The 18,725-nt window shown below is 60.8% G+C and carries 14 protein-coding genes; 3 read left to right on the plus strand and 11 right to left on the minus strand.

Features of this window, described 5'->3' with window-relative positions:
* Positions 1-240: 240 nt before the first annotated feature.
* From QQS38_RS21840 to QQS38_RS21860, 5 genes are all read right to left on the minus strand, one after another.
* The gene (locus QQS38_RS21840; protein WP_479647442.1) at positions 241-1,554 is read right to left on the minus strand and encodes an SEL1-like repeat protein; all 1,314 of its coding nucleotides are present in this window, start codon (positions 1,552-1,554) and stop codon (positions 241-243) included.
* A gap of 3 nt (positions 1,555-1,557) precedes the next feature.
* Entirely contained in the window at positions 1,558-3,342 is a 1,785-nt protein-coding gene (locus tag QQS38_RS21845; RefSeq protein ID WP_479647443.1) for a phospholipase D-like domain-containing protein, read from the minus strand.
* Between the two features lie 369 nt (positions 3,343-3,711).
* Positions 3,712-6,558: a type VI secretion system Vgr family protein gene (locus QQS38_RS21850; RefSeq protein WP_479647444.1), complete on the minus strand. Its 2,847-nt coding sequence runs from the start codon at positions 6,556-6,558 to the stop codon at positions 3,712-3,714.
* A gap of 221 nt (positions 6,559-6,779) precedes the next feature.
* A complete protein-coding gene (locus tag QQS38_RS21855; RefSeq protein WP_479647445.1) occupies positions 6,780-7,328 on the minus strand; it encodes an MFS transporter in 549 nt (182 codons plus the stop codon).
* A 128-nt stretch (positions 7,329-7,456) separates the two neighbouring features.
* Complete coding sequence (locus QQS38_RS21860; protein WP_479647446.1) at positions 7,457-8,353, minus strand: LysR family transcriptional regulator; 897 nt, start codon at positions 8,351-8,353, stop codon at positions 7,457-7,459.
* Positions 8,354-8,468: 115 nt separating this feature from the next.
* On the opposite strand from QQS38_RS21860, the gene QQS38_RS21865 reads away from it, so the two are divergent.
* Both QQS38_RS21865 and QQS38_RS21870 read left to right on the plus strand, forming a co-directional pair.
* Complete coding sequence (locus QQS38_RS21865; RefSeq protein ID WP_479647447.1) at positions 8,469-9,935, plus strand: M20 family metallopeptidase; 1,467 nt, start codon at positions 8,469-8,471, stop codon at positions 9,933-9,935.
* An 87-nt stretch (positions 9,936-10,022) separates the two neighbouring features.
* Positions 10,023-11,339, plus strand: a complete 1,317-nt coding sequence (locus tag QQS38_RS21870) for an MFS transporter (RefSeq protein WP_479647448.1) — start codon at positions 10,023-10,025, stop codon at positions 11,337-11,339.
* 51 nt (positions 11,340-11,390) lie between these two features.
* Here QQS38_RS21870 and QQS38_RS21875 read toward each other — a convergent pair whose 3' ends face one another.
* The 5 genes from QQS38_RS21875 to QQS38_RS21895 form a co-directional block, all read right to left on the minus strand.
* Positions 11,391-11,789: a VOC family protein gene (locus QQS38_RS21875; RefSeq protein ID WP_479647449.1), complete on the minus strand. Its 399-nt coding sequence runs from the start codon at positions 11,787-11,789 to the stop codon at positions 11,391-11,393.
* Between the two features lie 156 nt (positions 11,790-11,945).
* The gene (locus QQS38_RS21880) at positions 11,946-12,200 is read right to left on the minus strand and encodes a hypothetical protein (protein ID WP_479647450.1); all 255 of its coding nucleotides are present in this window, start codon (positions 12,198-12,200) and stop codon (positions 11,946-11,948) included.
* Between the two features lie 279 nt (positions 12,201-12,479).
* Positions 12,480-13,049: a YdeI/OmpD-associated family protein gene (locus QQS38_RS21885; RefSeq protein WP_479647451.1), complete on the minus strand. Its 570-nt coding sequence runs from the start codon at positions 13,047-13,049 to the stop codon at positions 12,480-12,482.
* 153 nt (positions 13,050-13,202) lie between these two features.
* A complete protein-coding gene (map, locus tag QQS38_RS21890; RefSeq protein WP_479647452.1) occupies positions 13,203-13,970 on the minus strand; it encodes a type I methionyl aminopeptidase in 768 nt (255 codons plus the stop codon).
* On the minus strand, positions 13,967-14,179 hold the full coding sequence (locus tag QQS38_RS21895; RefSeq protein WP_479647453.1) for a ParD-like family protein: 213 nt from the start codon (positions 14,177-14,179) through the stop codon (positions 13,967-13,969). The genes map and QQS38_RS21895 overlap by 4 nt, the downstream gene beginning before the upstream one ends.
* A gap of 223 nt (positions 14,180-14,402) precedes the next feature.
* Here QQS38_RS21895 and QQS38_RS21900 point away from each other — a divergent pair, with 223 nt between their 5' ends.
* A complete protein-coding gene (locus QQS38_RS21900; protein ID WP_479647454.1) occupies positions 14,403-14,768 on the plus strand; it encodes an alpha/beta fold hydrolase in 366 nt (121 codons plus the stop codon).
* 1,327 nt (positions 14,769-16,095) lie between these two features.
* Here the strand turns inward: QQS38_RS21900 and QQS38_RS21905 are convergent.
* On the minus strand, positions 16,096-18,675 hold the full coding sequence (locus tag QQS38_RS21905) for a DotA/TraY family protein (protein WP_479647455.1): 2,580 nt from the start codon (positions 18,673-18,675) through the stop codon (positions 16,096-16,098).
* Positions 18,676-18,725 lie beyond the last annotated feature (50 nt).

The following is an 18,725-nucleotide window of genomic DNA, read 5'->3' on the forward strand; positions in this document are numbered from 1 at the left end:
ATGATCCTGCGCAAGCTGCGGCTTTTTTACGCCCTGATTCTCGTCGCTTTGCTTGGCTTCGAAACCGCTACGCCGTCGGCAGCGTGAACTCATTTGCCGAGCAAAATGAATTGTTCAGGGCCGACTCAGTAACGAGGTGCGGGCGTCGCGCTGGCTACGGTTACAGGTGACGACGTTCGACCGAGGGCCAATGCGCCGGTCCATCTCCGATCACCTGATTCGACGCACCTCACACTCAGCCTAGCTTTCGTACGACACCAGCTGCCAGATGACCTTTTCGGTTTGCTCCCTCGCGCCCATCCAGCGATCGAGAATGGCAATCTGCCTCGGCGCTTGAATTGAAAGCGGAGGCAATGTTTCGCCTTTCGCGAATCGGCGTTGCGCATTGGTCGCTTGCCGTGCGCCTAGGTTTGCGCACCAGATACCGTCTTCAGGACACTTATCGCCGGTCAGCGCGACCGTGCCGAGCGGGAGACGATCCACACGCTCTTCTGCCAATGCCGGTTGCTGCTCCGACTCTGAGGTCCGTGCCGTCGAGCCTGGTAACGGCAAGCCTGTCGAGGGATCGAGATGTTTGCCCTTCGCCAGTCGATTGACGAGGTCATCTGATGGCTTCTCCGGCGGCTTGGCCGCGGCTTGCTCTTTTTCCCATTGGAAGGTGCCATCCCAGGCTGGTAGCGGCGCAGGCGGGAGTGGGACAATTTTTCCGATATCGGGAACCTTCGGATTTCGGCCGTCGTTCCTGTCGATGAAGTCGCCAATCAGTTTATATCGCCTCGATCGCTCGGGATCCTTTGCGAGTCCGAGATAATTTATCTTGTCGGATGGCGACGGCCCTCGGAACGCTTGCTCAAGGCTGTACGCCGACTGCGTCTCGCCCGCCTGCACCCCGAGCTGAAACGCAGAAAGCGCATCCTCGAACCGGCCATCAACTGATAAAACGACACCAAGCTGATTTGCCGCGCGTCCGTAACCTTGCTCTGCAGCACAGCGCCACATCTTTCGAGCAATATCGGGCGCCATTTCAATCGGATTGAGCTTGCTAGCCACATAATCTTGGGCTTCCGGGCTACCAAGATCGGCTGCCTTGCGCATGTATCGCATCGCAGCGCCCACATCCTGCTGAACACCGTACCCGATCTCAAGGTAGTGGCCCAAGTCGTAGTAGCCCCCGGGGATACTCTGTTGCACAAGCTGCATCGCTAGATCGACGGCTTCCTTCCGGCCCGTCGGCGAAAGCGCGAGCCCTTGCGTGATCAGCAGTTGCGCATTGTGGTTGGCCTTGTAATGACCGTAAGCCGCAGCAATGCGGTAATACCGCAAGATGTCGTCGAAGTCCTTCTGACCTGCTTCCTTTTGCAGGTATCTCGCGTAGAGAAACAGCTTGTCGGCATCCGAGTTCAGTTGTGGCAGGTGCGACGTCTCATGCACGCAGGTGAATGCCAGGTTTGCTCGCAATGCATTCAAGTTGGAGGGCTGAGACACTGGTGGTTCCTTTTTCGTACACGAGCAAAGCAAAACAGCAATTAAAAATATGACAAGTTGGCGTTTCATTACCTAGTCTTTGTATGAGCGGTCGTTCGATGACCGAAAAAATTCGACGAGCGAGCTCACCGGCGCTGCGCCCGAGTCGCTCAGGGCTTTGTTTCGCACGACGATGTTGGACCATGCTTTGAACGCCACTGCCGAACCATTCTGCCCGGTCGCATTTGCGCCGTCGATAGTCTCCTGTTGACGGTCTTTGTCCGATCGACCCGGGTCTGCCACGCGCGTATGCAACCCCCATAACTCACGCCGCAATCCACTAGCAACCTGCCCGTTCTCGAGCGCGATATTGATTTCGCTATCAACGTTCATGCTGCGAAAGTTGATATTCGCCGAGCCCAACGTCGTAAAAGCATCGTCGACGATCATCACTTTTGCGTGTACGTATACAGGAACCCAGGCGCGCGGCGGCGAATCCGGCGCGACGAGTGTGCAGATGATTACCTTAAGCGTAGGCGTGCCGCCCGGTGACGTGGCGCCAAGGTCTGCGCCTGGTGTTTGCGTCTTTGCGTCACCCGCCTGCTGCGCCAGCGCTCGCTCCTGCCCCTCAATCTCCCCAATCTCCGCCCACATCTGACGCTGCCGGATCTCGCTATCCTGCAGATAGTTCATCACGCCGATGGCCGAAGCGGGATCCACGCCCTGTGTCCGCATGCGTTGCTCGACTTGCTGTTCCTTAGCGAGGGCGGCCTGCAGCGACGCTTTTCTCGCCGCCAGTTGATCCACGGTTTCCGCCCGCTTCACCCCCGGCATCCGGTCACCATACCCCAGCGACTCGAGCATCTGATAGGTCGTCAGCGTCCCCATGCCCACGGCAACATCTGTCGAGTTCGTGATCACAAACAGATAAATCGACCCATGCTTGCCCGGGTCGCGCCCCGCCTGTTGCTGTTTGACCGCCGCAGCTTTGATCGTGTCGGCGAAGTCCTCCCAGCGAAAGTATTGGTTCTGCACGAACACATACTGCGTCGCATTGTTCAGCGCCTGCAGATACGCCTTGCCGATATCGGTCTTGCCATGTTGCGACTGCGTGCGCAGCACCTGGGCCATCATCCCCCGCGCGTTACTCGATCCTCCGAGACAAAGCTCGTGCTTGCCCGCCACGCCGAGTTTTTTGCGCGCGTCCCCCAGCTTCTGCCCCGTGGCTTGGTCCCACGCTTGGCAGAAATTCGCGTTCAAATCCTGCAGCACCGGCCCCCTCACCCGGCTCGAAATGTCCTGCCACGGCGAAGGTCCGCTTCGCCCCGTCTTCGGCGTCGCAGGCACGGCCTTATGCTCGTCCGTATCCCAGTACTGATCGAGCATGTTGTGCCCCATGACATAGCCCACGGCTAGATCGGGGTGTTCATAATCGATCAGCACCATTTTCTGGTGGTGAGTGGGTATGCCGCCCATCCCTTGGCACATGCCGTTGATCTGCTTGCTGCTCCATCCGGCGGCTTTGCCATGGGCACGGATTCTCTCGATGATCTCCGCGCGCTCCGACAGATCGAACGTTCGCGTCGCCAACTCCAGGTTCTTGAATCCGACGGCCTCGTTCATCACAAAGTTAGATGCGTCCTCTAGCCAGGTCGTCGGCATAAATCGCGACAGGGAGAGTTCGTCGAGCGCTTGATCGCCCGCGTTCTTGTGAACGGTGTTCGTCACGTTGTTCAAATTGGCGCGCCAATACCATTTCAAATCAAACGCGATCTCCTCGTCGGTTTGGTAGTCGGGGCTCATCATCGAGATCCGCTCGTACGCAAAGTCAGGCAGCATCCGTTTCGTGGTCGTGACTTTGCCGTCGAAGCCCGGCATGTTGTTCTCGCTCGTCTCCGATAGATATGTCGGATCGTGCCAACACAACAACCGCACCTTGACGTTCTCCTTCTCGCCCTTATGCGCCAGCAACTCCCCGATGCGCATGGACTTCCCCCCATCGCGCACGAAGTACATCGACGGCTGAAAGCCCCAGCAAATGATGTCGATCGAATGCTTCGCACCGAGCATGTCCTGGTAGAGCGAACCGAACGCGCGCTGCCCGTTCACCAGGTATCTGAACTCGCACCACCGCGGATCGTATTCGGTCTTGTGCACGAACCACCGCATCGTGCTCTTCGCCGTGTTGGTCTCATTGAGCGCGATCGGCGTCGTGATCTTGCAGTCGAATGTGGGCGTAGCCATGGCTTATGCGTCCGACGGCGGATTCAACAAATCGTTATAGCTCGAGCGATGTTGCGCACGGTCTCCGGCCGGTGCATCGCCGCCGCCCAATCCTTCGTGGAATTGAAAACCTTGGTTCGCGAGCCGGCCGTTGTCCGCGTCGCCGCGATAATCGCCGGGCACGGGAATCTCATGCGTCGTGCCGTTGGCCAGCTCGAGCCGATAGTTTTGCGTCGTGACGTGATGATCGATCGGCAAATACCCCGTGCGGTCGATCACCCCTTGCTTGACGAGCGCGCCGTCCGCGAAAAGCTTGTACGGCATCCCGGCCGGCACGCTATTGGGCGCGTCCGGCGAAGCATGGAGTTTGAGCGCGAGCCGCTTGGTCGGCATGTCGTTGAAATCCGGATGCGTGACATCCATCCTCGCCGGCCCTGCAAACACGCGCTTCGCCCCCTTCACATCGACGCTGCCAGGCCCATGAATATCGATGTTCCCGTCCTTGATGCGGATATAAGCGCCACCCGATGTCAATAAAATACCCTGCTGCGCCGCGACCTTGACCATCTCCGTCGTGGCGAGCATCCGCACGGTCGTCTTGCCCGTCAATTCGATCGTGTCGGTATGCGCCTGAATCTCGACCTTGCCCTTCCCGGCGAACAGCTTCATGCCCGCGTTCTCAACGAACAAGCTGATCTTGTCCGAGACGCTCGCGATCAGCGACTTGCCCGCGACGATGTGCGCGCTCTGGCCGCTGACGATGTTGACGTGTTCGTCGCTCGACACATGCGTCGATTGCAGCGTCGACGCAGCGATGCTTTGCGGAGCCGCGACCAACATGACCGGTTTGGTGAAGCCGTTCGCGCTGCCACCGCCGCCGCCCGCCGTGCGCCCGCGCGAAGCATCGCCGGCTACCGCATGTTGCGTAGCATCCGCAAAAGCCTTGAGCGAATCGTGACCTTGCTGAAGGCTCTCGGCTTGATGATTCACGCTGGCTTGCGACAGCGCATCGATCACGCTTTGAGCACCGGCAAGTTGCGACACCGCGGGACGCGCATCGAACGGCTGCTTCGCCGATGCCGGGTGCGTCGAAAGGTATAGCCCCCGCCCCGCTCGAATCGCACCGTAGGCGTTGGTTTTCAGATCGAAACCTGCGCCCAGATATTCGCCGCGCTTGTTGCCCGTTTGATCGACCAGATAGCCCAGATGCAGATGCGAATCCTCGCTCGTCGTGGCGAGATGGATGCGGTTCTGGCCGGTGGCGTCGTCCAACACCAATTGATTGAATCCGCTGCCGCCGTATTCCTTCGAGCGCAACCCCGACAACAATCCGGTCGTATGCCAAACCGGCGGAGTCGTACCGCCGTGCATGCGGCCGACGATCACCGGCCTATCGCACTCGCCGCCGACGAAACCCACCAGCACTTCATCGCCCGCGCGCATCGGGAAATGCCCGCCGCGCGTCGAACCGGCATCGGCAAATCCAGCACGCACCCAGCAGGAGGCCTTCTCGTCGCGCTCGTTCAACCGATTCCATGGAAACCACACCTTCACGCGATTCAAGGCATCGGTGTATATCTCTTCGCCCTCGGGCCCCGCAATGATCGCCGGCTGCCACTGCATGATCGGTTTCTTGTGTTCGAACGGACTGCGAAACGGCGAACGCCGCCGCTGCGCCTCGATTTCCACTTGAAAGAACCCTTCGCTGCCGTCGGCGTGTTTGACGACGACACCGCCGCCGCTCGGCGCCGCCGAAGCTTCAGTTATCTCGCCTCTCAAGCTTCCGGAGAAATCCGCGACATCCTCCATGCCGGGCAGATTGTTGCGGATCGTCCAGGCCGTCGACAGAATCGCGAATTCACGATCTTGCGGCGAGCCGGCGTCATGCACGGGGTGCCCCTCGAGCGTGAACCAATACCCGGGCATCGCCGCGCGCAAGCTGCCGATGCCGTGAAAACGCTGAGCCTGCGACGCCCAGCCTTCGAGACGAACGGCCGCTTGATCGTCGCCGTGCTCACGCACGCCCCACGTATAGCCGCCCGTGTAGTCGTATACCTCGCCTTGACTCGGCACCGCACGATCCGGGCGGCTGACGTCACCGCTAACGTGCTTGGTCCAATCGGGACGCTTGTAATCGAAAGTGCGCGTCGTCAGCGTCGCGCTTTGGATCTGTTGCCGCTCGTTCCATTGCGTGAAGCCGTCCGTTTCCTCGCGCAACCCGGTGCGCACGAAACGAACCGGTTCGGCGCCGAGCGCCGGCACGAAGTACAGATCGTCGATGAGCACGAGCGTATGCGATTTGCCGTCTTCGGCCTGCTCGAACCGGCCGAACACGCCCGCCTCTTCTAAGCTTCGATGCACGAAATTCCAGTCATGCTCCCATTGCACGCGGTAGGAGTACGACGGCATCGCCTGCCGCAAGTCGAAACGATAAGCGCCGCGCGCTTGGGGGTGCGCATCGAGAACGTCCGCCACGATTTGCTCGCCGCTTTGCTCCTGCCAGTCGCGCATATCGCGGCGCAAATGGAGAAAATGCAGCCACGACGAAAAACGGATCTGGTAGAAACTCAAATAACCGTCCGCGCCCAACCGCGACGCGGTATGGACATAGCCATGATGCGGCCGGTACGTTCGATCCGCTTGCTGGATCCATAGCGTGACCGAGGCGCCGATCAACGCCCTGACGTCGATCGCTTCGGAGCGCGTGCATACCGCATCCACGACGAACTCATAGTCGCGCCCAATACTTGAGACACCTTTCACATACAGCGGCAACAGCTGGTCGTCCCCGAGTGGCGTATCGAGCTTGAGCAGCCGATTGCGTTGTATTCCCCCGTCGTATGCTGCGTCGAAAAGCTTATTGGAAGCCATGCCACGCCCCTGTTTTACCGACAGATTATTCTGAGAAGCGGCGATTTTAATCGAGTTGCAACAATTAATCGATAGCAGCAACTCGGGGAACGCTTTTAAACGGGCGATTTACCCAATCGCAATGGAGAGCATCTTCGATCGCATTGACAGGAAAATAATACCTTTGTGGTGAATTGAAATCTCAAATAAATCGGGTATTTTTTCCGAATACAGGGCGTTTTTCAGCGCGCCCGGAACGTGAACGTGTGCGGTTGGGGTTTCCGACCGGCGAGGGGCAGCGGTTGCGGCGCGAACTGCGCAAGCAACCCGGACACCAGGACGCCCACCGCTAGGCCGATCAGATTAACCGCCGCGGCAAGCCTGCTCGCAAACGCCTTGTCGGCGGCGCGGTGTAGATCGGTGATCCACGCCGTGGCCGTGGCAGCGCCCACCCCGATGGCAAGGCCGCTCGCTGCGCACGCGATGAAAAGCATGGCCGGATGCGCGGCGAACAAGAACAACAACGTGCTCACGCCGCCGACGGCCAGCACGAGAAGACTCACGAGCCGGCGCCCGGCCTGGTCGGAGATTCGCCCGAACGCGAACAGCGCACCCAAATTGCCGATCACATATGTGGCGTACACGAGCGTGATCGTCACCTCCGATACGCCGAACGTGCGTTGATAAAGCGGGTAGAGCGGGTGACGATCGTGCTGCCCGCGTAGATGACGCCGAGCAAAACGGCGGCGGCGCATAACGACGCAGGGTTGCCGAGCGTCGGCGGATGCCATGGACGCGTCGTAAACATCGAATCCCTCCGAGAAATCGCTTCATATGCGTTATGAGAACAGCAAGCGATGTTCCGGAACGACGCTGCGTCAATGCGGTACCGCGCGCATCGTGCAAGCGCCGCGCGCCGTCATTCGTCCGCAATCATCTCCACCATCGTCGCTAGCAATTCCTTCACGACCGCGGGGAGCCTTCTCTCGCGCATCGTGCTGATCTGCAGCACGCGCTGATTCAACACCGGTTCGTCGATGGGCCGCCATACGACGCCAGTCTCGTTCATCATGCCTTTCAACGCCACCGAACTGCCGAGCGTGATGGCTCCCGCAAGCGCCGCGAAAGCGTGCAGCGCTGCCGAATTGTTGCTGCTCAGCACCGGCTCGATGCGAATGCCGCGTGTCGAGCAACACAAATCGAACAATTGCCGCACGGTCGTCCCGCGCTCGAGCAGGGCGACGGGATAGGCCTGCAGATCGGCCAACGTGAGCGATGCGTGCGACGCAAGCGGATGGTCGACGCCAAGCAAGGCGCGCACCGGCATTTGGATCGAATACGCCACCTCGAGCGCAGGCGTATTGCCGCTTGAAAACGCCACACCGATATCGACTTCGCCCACCGTGACCCAATGCTCGACTTGCGCCGGCGTACCCGAGCGCAGCGCATAGCGCGCGTTAGGCGTGCCCGCATGGTGCCGCGCGAGCACGGCGGGCAGGAACGAGCGCGTGAAACCTTCCGTGCACGCGATGCGCACGAGCCGGCCGCCGCGCGTCTTGCCTGCTGAAATGTCTCCGAGCACCGCGTCGGCTTCGAGCAGCGTGCGCCGGGCATGCTCGGCAAGCAATTCGCCGGCTTCGGTCAACACCATGCCGCGCGGCAGCCGCTCGAACAACGGCGCGCCGACGTCTTTTTCGAGCTTGCCGATTTGCCGGCTGATGGCGGACACGGCAACGTGCAGGTGCTCCGAAGCCGCGGCGAGCGACCCCGTGCGCGCGACTTCGACGAAGTAGCGCAGGGCGATTCCGTGCAGCATGTGTCCCCTCCAAAAATTGCGTTGCCTTTTCGGCAAGCCTAATCGACAAAATTGAAATTGTTGCGAATTTTTGGCGTTCCTAACCTCGGTGTCACTAGCCAGCCGAGGACATGCAATGAACGGGAGCCAGCTCACCAAAAGCCGTCGCGCGGATGCAATCGAGCGCGCGAGACAGGCGTACGACAACGGCCGACTGCTCGACGATCTAACCCGCCGCATCGGCTTTCGCACGGAAAGCCAGAACCCGTCTCAAGCGGATACGCTCCACGCCTACCTTGCCGACGAAATTGCACCCACGCTCGCGCGGCTCGGTTTCACCTATCGGATCGTGGCCAATCCGACCGCCGCGCGCGCGCCGTTCCTCATCGCCGAACGAATCGAGGATGCATCCCTACCGACGGTGCTCACCTACGGCCATGGCGACGTGGTGCGCGGCTACGACGAACAATGGCGATCCGGTCTCGCGCCATGGCGAGTGACAGTGGAAGGCGATCGCTGGTATGGACGCGGCAGCGCCGACAACAAAGGCCAACACTCGATCAATTTGGCGGCGCTCGGTGCGGTGCTCGACGCGCGCGGCGGCACGCTTGGCTACAACGTGAAGGTCATCTTCGAAATGGGCGAAGAGATCGGCTCGCCGGGCCTCGACGAGATCTGCGCGCAAGAAAGCGAGGCGCTTGCCGCCGATGTGTTCATCGCATCGGACGGCCCGCGTGTCAGTGGCGAGCGCCCCACGGTGTTTTTAGGCTCGCGCGGCGGAGTGAACTTCGATTTGACGGTCGATTTGCGCGAGGGCGCGCACCATTCCGGCAACTGGGGCGGGGTGTTGCGCAACCCGGCGATCGTGCTCGCGCATGCGATTGCTAGCCTCGTCGACAGGCGCGGTGCGATCGTCGTCGATGGACTACGACCACCGCCCGTCTCCGACGCCGTCCGCCGTGCCCTCGCCGATATCGAATTGGGCGGCGATGCGAACGCTCCCGAGATCGACCCCGAGTGGGGCGAGCCGGGCTTGACGCCGACCGAACGCGTGATCGCGTGGAATACGCTCGAAGTGCTGGCGTTCAAGGCTGGCAACCCCGATGCGCCCGTCAATGCCATCCCGCCGGTTGCGCGCGCCACGTGTCAATTGCGCTATGTCGTCGGCACCGACAGTGCGCATATCGCGGAACATCTGGCCGCGCATTTCGCCCGACACCACTTCACCGAAGTGCAAGTTTGCGTGACGCGCACGGCGGCCGCCACGCGCCTCGATCCCGAGGACCCATGGGTCGATTGGGCGCTGCGTTCGATTGCGAATACGACGGCGAAGAGGCCCGCGTTGCTGCCGAACCTCGGCGGCACCGTCCCGAACGATGTATTCGCCGAAACGCTTGGATTGCCGACGCTTTGGATCCCGCACTCGTACCCGGCATGCTCGCAACATGCGCCGAACGAACATCTGCTCGGCTCCGTCGCACGCGAGGCGCTTAGCGTCATGGCAGGAATCTGGTGGGACCTCGGCGAAGACGCGCGGCGCATCGTCGAACTACGCGCGACTAGCCGCGAAGCGTCGGCTTCCCATGCCTCGGTTATCGAATAGGCCGACTCGGCCGCGCCCGCTCCACTTCGGCGTCGAGGTGTCTCGACGCCGGTCTTCATCATCGTCAAGCAACCGATCGAGGTCGCGATGAACCCCAGCCACTCGTCTTCCCCCGCCGCCACACGCAAGCCGTTGAGCCTCGTGCAAATCGTCTTTGCGACCTCGGCCGGCAACGCGCTCGAATGGTTCGACATCGCGATCTATGGATTCTTCGCGATCTACATCGGCAAGCACTTCTTCCCGACAAGCAATCAAACGGCGTCGCTGTTATTGACGTTCGGCACCTTCGGCGCGTCGTACCTCGTCCGGCCGATCGGCGGCGTCGTGCTTGGCGCGTACGCCGATGGGCGCGGGCGCAAAGCCGCATTGATGATGTCGGTGAGCCTCATGATGGTGGGGACGGCGATCATTGCGCTAATGCCGAGCTACTCGACGATCGGCCTTGCGGCGCCGATCGGCGTCTTTGCTGCGCGGTTGATACAAGGCTTCTCGGCGGGCGGCGAGTTCGGCGCATCGACGGCGATGCTGATCGAGCATGCCCCGCACCGGCGCGGCTTCCTCGCGAGTTGGCAATTTGCGACGCAAGGCCTGTCGACGTTGATGGCGGCAACATGCGGCTTCGCGCTCAGTCGGTGGCTGAGCCATGAAGCACTCGACGCATGGGGTTGGCGCGTGCCGTTCTTCTTGGGCTTGCTGATCGGTCCGGTGGGGTTGTATCTGCGCCGCTTTCTCGAAGACGCCGCCGATTTCACCGAAGCGGTCCGCACCGAAACGCCGGTGCGCGACGTGTTTGCGACGCAAAAGCGCATGATGCTGGTCGCAACCGGGGCGCTGGCCGTATCGACATCGGTCAACTACTTGCTGCAGTATGTGCCCACCTTCGCGATTCGCGAGTTGCATCTACCCGCGTCGACCAGTTTTGCAGCGACGATGATCGGCGGCGCGATCCTGACATGCGTGACGCCGGTGGCGGGGCATCTATCGGATCGCATCGGCAGGCTCGCGCAGATGACGACGGTCGCACTGCTCTTCGTCGTCACCTCGTATCCCGCTTTCTCGTACACGATCGATCATCTATCGAAGGTGACGTTGTTCGGGCTCGTTGCTTGGCTGGCGCTGTTGAAGTCGATTTATTTCGGCGCATTGCCTGCATTGATGTCGGAACTGTTTCCCACGGCGACGCGCTCCACCGGCATGTCGGTCGCATATAACGTGGGCGTGACGGTGTTCGGCGGGTTCACGCCCGTTATCGTGACCTGGCTGATCAGCGCAACGGCGGATCGGAGCGCGCCGAGTTTTTATGTGATGGGGACCGCGATGATCAGCCTCGCGGCGCTTGCGTCGGCGAGCCGGGTAAGGGGCGTGGCGGGGAACGGGCGGCTCGCGACGCAAGGATCGCGGTGACGCCCCTTCGGGTGAGAGAAGCGCAAATACATCCCCATCGCCGAGTGAGGCCTAACTCGCAACCGGCTCGTGACAGCACACGCCGATCTTGTTGTCGTCGAGATCGCGAAAGTACGCGCCGTAGTAGTCGGGATGGTAATGGGGCCGAAGGCCGGGCTCGCCTTCACAAACGGCTCCGTTCGCCAATGCAACGGCGTACACATTGTCCACCGAGATGCGATCGGGCACGAGAAGCGCCACCATCTGGCCGTTGCCACTTTGTGCGGGATGGCCGTCGTAGGGGCGGCCGATGATGAAGAGCGGCCGCGCTCGCCCCTTCGCCATCCAACCGGCCCAGGGCCTTTCGAGTTCGCAGAATTTCAATTCGTGCCCGAGTGCGGCCATTACCCTTGAATAGAACGCGAAGGCTTTATCGAAGTCGTTCACGCCGATGCAAACGTGCGAGATCATTTTGTCTTTCCTGAAAGGCCTCCGAGGTCGAATCAGCGAATCTTCGCATCGATGCGTGCGAGCGGCAATCGATAAGGCGCAGCAGCCCAAGAAGAATGCGATTCCAGCTTGCTATAGCGTGAACGCGAGTCATCGAGGGAGATGATCGCGCATACCTCAACGCTGGTCGGATCGGGGTGTGGGCAGGTAGCGCCGCCCCTCGCCTTGCGGAACGAGATCGTACATAAACGCCGGCATAGTCCGAGCCGTTCGGAAATCGGTATCCACTGGCTCGGCAAGAGACAGCGGGGCATCGGAGTGTTCCACCGCGTACATGACGAGGTGATTCCAGTGCCGGCGGTTGTCCTCATGCTCAATCTGTGCGCAGTCGAGCCAAGCATCGTCTAGGAAAATTTGTAGCGTGCAATTCATGAGGACCACTCCTTGGCCTCATAAATGCAGCACAATGCAGCTCTCCATCGCTTTTATGCTTCTTATATGAGGCGCATGTACCGGAACGGCGTGACACCGTGGCCCGTCTGCACGATGCCACGAGCGCCTTTTGGGGCGCAGCGTCAAGTCTCGGAAATGCTGAAGCAAGGGGCGGATCGATCATTTTCACGTCGACGCTTGCCGGTTGTTCTTCCTCTTTCATTCGTTCTCTTTCCCCGGCACGGCCGCATACGCAGCAAGGCTCTCTGCCGTCCTGGCCTAGGGATGAATGGTTTCGCCGCGATTGAGCATGCCGATGAACTCCTCGATCTTGCGCGCCCGTGTTTCCGGTTTTTTGGCATTCTGGATCCGAAACAGGATGGCGTAGCGGTTTCGGCCGTTCAGCGTTGCAAAGAACGCGCAGGCCTTGGGATGGGCATCCAGTGCAGCCTGCAGGTCGTCCGGCACGACCGAATTGCTGGGTGACGTATAGGCCGCCTCCCAGCGGCCATCCTCTTTGGCCTTCTCGATTTCTCGCATGCCCGACGGCAGCATTCTGCCTGCGGCGGTCAGCGCTTCGGCGCGTTCTCTGTTGAGCCTGGACCAGATGCTTTTTGCGGAGCGCCGAGTAAAACGTTGCAGCCAGTATTCTTCGTTTTCCGCCTGCTTTTGCCCGTCGATCCAGCCGTGACACAGGGCGCTTTCAACAGCCTGTGCGTAAGTCAAGGTGGGCTGCCCGGCGCCCTTTTTGGCGAGGCGAAGCCATATCCCGGCCGAGGTACCGCCATTTTGCGTCAACCAGTTTTCCCATTCGTTCTGGTCACGGAATGTCAGACGGGGTTCGGTCATGGAAGATCTCAATGGCTGCATTCAGGCAGCAGGCTTTTCGTTCAGTGAAGCCTCGCGGATCACCGCTTGGCACGGATTTGCGAATACCCGAATTATCGACAATTCATCGCATATCGATCGCCGAAAAGATCGAGGACTTTACGCCACCTGCCGTCAGTTGAGCACCCTTTCCTCCGGGCGCAGCGTCAACACGCGCACGCCGTCACGCGTCACGGCGACGGTGTGCTCGAATTGCGCGGACAATTGCCCGTCGCGCGTGACGACGCTCCAGCCATCGTCTTCCGTTCTCACGGCATGGCGCCCCTGATTGAGCATCGGCTCGATGGTGAACACCATTCCTTCCTGCAGGACCAAGCCCGTTCGAGGCCGGCCCCAATGCAACACTTGGGGCGGTTCATGCATTTCCCGCCCAATGCCGTGCCCGCAATATTCCCTTACGACTGAATAGCCGTGTTTACGGGCGTGTCGCTCGATGGCATACCCCACATCGCCAAGCCGGGCACCTGGACGAACGGCCTCGATGCCTTTCCACATCGCTTCGTAGGTCACTTGCACGAGCCGCTCGGCCTGCGGCGATACCGTGCCGACGAGATAGGTCTTGCTGGAATCGGCAATGTAGCCATTCTTCTCCAACGTGATATCGAAATTGACGATATCGCCGCTTTGCAATATTTCGGTCGCGGACGGAACGCCGTGGCAGACCACGTCATTGCGTGACGAGTTGAGCGCGTAGGCGAAACCGTATTGCCCTTTGCTTGCCGGACGCGCATTGAGTTCGTTGACGATGAAGCTATCGACCAGGTCGTTCACCTGCATGGTCGACATGCCGATCAAGTCGAGCCGATCCAAGTGACCGAATACATCGGCCAGCAGCTTGCCCGACTGAGCGAGCAGTGCGATCTCTTCGGGTCGCTTCGTCATGGCGACGGAGCCATGATGGCTTTCTCGACTACGCCCGCGGCGCGCAGCTCACGCGAGACGATCTCGTTGAAACTGCGCGTTGGATTCATTTCGCACAACATGCCGATCTTGATCCAGAAGGCCGCTTGCGCGTTGATCGACCGGCATGAGACCCCGCTTGCTCTGCGGATTTGATCGTGCAAGTCTTCGTCGATGTTTACTATGCCCATGGTGGCCCCATATACGAAACGTATATGAATCATATTGGATGATGGGGCTGTATTGCAAGGGGCGCACGGGGCAGCTGGGCTGCCGGGGTGCGCCTTCGTGCACGCCCCGCTTCATGACTTCAACATGCCCGTCTCAGAACATGCACAACGTTTCTCCCACTGTTTTCGTTCATGGTTTCATCGGCACGCTTCACGTCGAGAGCTACGAGTTGCCACAGATGCGATGCTGGCGGGTTTCCGTGCTGACCCGCTAGGCTGGATCGCCGGTTCCGTTATGAAACCGGCACCGCATATCCGCGAGATCGCCGCCCGGTGGCTTGCTCATCAGCCGGCGTCCACTCTCCGTGCGATGGGCCAGTCCGTAGTCACGACAACGGGAAACAATGATTATTTGAGATTGATCGAGGAGGTTTTCGATCGGCATCCGGTGTATCTGCTTTCCGGAGAGCATTCGCGCAAAGACTGGGCCGTGCCGGACTGGGCGTTGGAAAAATGCGCTGGAAGCCACACGATCGCGGATAGCGGCCATCTGATGATGCTCGACAACGAGGTCGAATTTTCAGCGGCAATCAAGCGGTTTTTGGGGTGACGGGCCGACGATTGTAAAAACGGGTTTCACCACGCTCACGGCGCTAGCGCCATAGCTTGCTACGAGTGCTTGCGCGCCTAATACGTCCTCGTGAGCGTGATCCGGAAGCCCGAGTAAGTTCGCCCAAGGGCGGAACGCATCGCCCATAAGCTCGCGAGAATACCGCAAGCCATACCGATTATTATGCCGATCGCTGGGTGCCGTCCCGCGCCCAGCAGGCCTTCCACAAATCCGGCGAGGAGGCCGACGATGAATGCCGAAAAAAGACCTGCGAGCACCGCTCGCCAAGTAAAAGCCCACCAAACCCGAGTTGCCGCAACCCACGACCAATCGCTTTGCCTCACGGTGCCCCCTCGTCGTCTATACGCGGGATAACGGCCAATCCGCGTATGCCTTTAGGCAATATCACCTCATCGCAGCATTACGGTGTTGGGCACAAAGCAAAGACGGGCCAATCTGGCCGCCTCAACCTTAGCTTCGGCCAAACGTCGTACCCGGACACTTGCTCGAATGTCCGGGTCTCGCTGTTAACTGCCCGGGGATGTTCGCCCACGCGAGCGTCCGCGGTAGGGCGAGCCGCGACATTCGCCTCGGTCGGTGATCGGCCAATTTGAGACGTTCGACAACGGTGGCGAGATCGCTAACAATCGGTGCTGGAAGCCTCAATTATCGCCGCAATCGAAGCCTCTAAGCCGCAGAAGTCGACAAAGTTGATTCAGTCGCAAGTCGTTATCCGAATCCCCGACCATATATTGGCCGTCGTTGAGCGCCGTAAGTCCACGTTCGAATGCGAACACAGGAGAGTCGCCGTTTCGGACTGAGCCTTCGAGGAAATAGCTAAAATCACCTGAACGATTTTCAAGCGAATAAACGCATTCGTGCGCGCTGATCCAAGCAAGAAACGCGTTGGCGATGCGATGTAGTTTCGGGTGTCGGCGCCGCAAGGCCGCAGTACGGAAATGGACCTCGCCAACGGTCCACAATGCTCGGTGTGTTACTCGTGGCAGGACCACGATCACAATTGGTGAAGTTTGAGGATCGATCGAACCGTCCTCAGCGTATTGCAATGGGCCCGACTCCCTAAAATATAAAACTCGCGAGCGCTCGGTCTCCACTTCGAGCGGTGGTTCGGCTAGCTGGCGAAACCACTGTATGATGGGCGACTCCCTCGCGGGGTCGTCAATGAAACGGTACGTGATGCCCACTTTCCACTTCCAATCAACGTGTTGCCGACGATCATAGCAAAGCTTCCTCTAGGAAAATATCGGGCGCACGAACGGCCGCTCTCGGGAAAGTTGAACGGCAGAACGGGGTCGTCATGTGCCTTTCATTGGGCGGCATCGTTGTCGTTTCTGTCTCGCGCCACTTGGCTTTCCAGCGATGCCTGAAACGCTGCGAGGTCTTCCGCCAAGGTAGTCTTACGCTCTGTGACCGGGCGCCCCGTCACCTGGGCGATGCTCTCGCGTTCAGCCGGCCTCTCCTTGGGCGACTGCGATTCGCGGGTCGGCGCCGCACCGTGCTCCGGTTCTTGGCTCGACACCTTCGCCTCACGTGCAACAGGAGCCTCATCGCCACGAGCGCTGCTTCCGGCCGCACCTCCCTCCGCATCCTTCGCCGCCCTCCGCGCCTCGCTCAGACTGCCCTCGTCGCCCGCAACGCTCTGGCCCGGCTTGCCCTTCGCCTCGTCATTTTTGCCAGCCGGATCATCGACTTCCGGCTCGCGCGGCCCGATCGCGATGCCTGGATCGCGGTCCGGCTTCGATCCGCCGCCTTTTCCCTTGCCGTTTGGATCCCGTCCGAGTGCGTTACCCAATCCACCGCCAGCGGCGCCGGCCACCTTGGTCGTGTGCGAGAACGCCGCCGCCATCTTGTTGTGCGCGGTCCCGTCCATTTCCTTGATCGTCGAGCCGAGCTGGCCCGCGCCGTTGCCGATCCACGTCAAGATCTGGTCCGGAATGACGTGGATGAGCGAGAAGGTTTTGCGGATGATCAAGACCATGGTCGTCACGAACATGACGCAGCCGGCCAGCGTGATGAACAGCCCGGCGAAGTGGCCCGACGTAACGCTCATGTGGAAAGCGATGGCGAACGTGCCCATGACGAACCCGCCGGCCAAGGGCAGGATTTCGATCGCCATGCAAAGCCCCAAAACCATCAGCGCCGGGCGCACGGTCAGCGACAGGATGAGCGAGTACCCGGACGAAGCTTTCCCGGTTTCTTCACCCGCCGGGTGCAGGTGCATGCACATCCAGATCGGCGCGGCGATCACCGCTTCAGCCAGCGTCACGACCCACGAGAAAACGGCGGTGTACCACATCAGCGTCGGGATCATTGGCAGATAGACCGCGAGCATCGCGCCACCGCCGACGAGCACCGAAAACATCAAGGCGAATGGGCCGGAAATGATCGTGTAGACGAGCTGCATGACGTTGCTGACGCGTGGAATGACGCCAAGCAGCGACACAGACGACGCTGCGGTGAATGCGCCTTCGCCCCACCACATCATCGAGTGGCCGAGCTCGACCACGGCGAGCAGGGGGTTCGCGTTGACCTGGCCACCACCGCTGAGCGTCGAGTCCACGACCGATTTGCCGGTCGCAAACCACGCGATGATCCGATCCGCACCGCTGCCACCGCCCGCGTTGTTCTGCGCCAGGATGTCGTTCGCCTTGTTCAAGTTGACGTCGATGTCGTCCACGAAAAGCGACAGCGCTGTGCGGCTCGCGCTCGACATGCCTTGGGACGCCGGGATCGCGCTGATAGCTGCGGCGATGTCGGACTGGGCCTTCACGATCTTGACGTAGTAGAGGCCCGCGTAGGCCCACCCGTCGGCACGCATTGCGTTGATGTAGTCCGCATCGACCTGCTGCGCAGCCGCGGCCTTGCCGATCTTGGCGATGGCCTGGGCGTAGGCGTTCACGCCGACGTCAATCGCGGCGGCGGCTTGCTGCGCCGATACGCTGCTGTTCGGATCGACGATCTGCTTCGCCAGGGCGTTCATCGCTGCTTGCAGAGCGGGCAGGGCGGTCTGGTGCGCTTTCTCGACGGTCGCCGTGACGTTCTGCACGTTGATGAGCTGTTCCTGGGTTTGGCCGGTCGGCTCGATGCCGCTCTTCGATGGCGGCGCTGACAGCGTCAGGGTCACGGAGCCGCACGCGGCTTGCAGCCCGAGCCGGTCGCTGGTCTCGCCGTAGGTGTAGCCCGTTTGCACCTGGCCTGAAGGCGAGGTGTTCGAGAAGGGCGTCGGACCGAAGGTCATCGACCCGAAGACGCGCGCACCCATGCCGCCCGAGGCGCGGTCTTTCGCAATCGCCTGGTTGGCTGACTCGGCGCAGACGTTGGCCAAGAGCAGGCTCGTCGCGAGCTTGCGCACGTTCGATGTCATGTCCACGCCGGTGTAGACCTGACCGTCGGAGCCGAGGGGATTGGAGGCAAACTGAGACCACACCGTGTCCGCCAGACCGATGCCCTGGATCGCCAGCCAAACAACGATCGCCTGGGCTGCGCAGAAGCCCTTCATCGTGGGAAGGATCGCGGCGGTGCCCACGCTCGTGCGGACGGGGATCCACATCGTGCTCCACTTCTTGCCGAGCAGCGCGCCGTCGTGCGCCGTGGACATGGTGCCGGCGATGATCGTGTAGCCCGCGAAGATGCCGCCCAAGAACAGGACGCCGGCGTTGAACGCACCGAGGATCCCGCTCAACGGGCTTGAGCTTCCGTCAACGACCGGCCCGAAGAGCGGCTTCACGAAGAGCTTCATCGACATGTCGCCGGGCACAGGGGAAAACAGGTCGGCCGCATGCGCGGGCGCCGCGACGAAAAGCAGCATCAGCGACAGCAGGCCGAGCAGCGCGATCAGCGACGGCGTGCGAGTGCGGGGAAGCAAGAGGCGGGGAAGCGTGATCATGACCGAGGCTCCGAGCGTGAGGAGGCCGATGGGGATCGGCTTGTCTCAAG

The sequence above is a fragment of the Trinickia sp. Z7 genome (assembly GCF_056498045.1).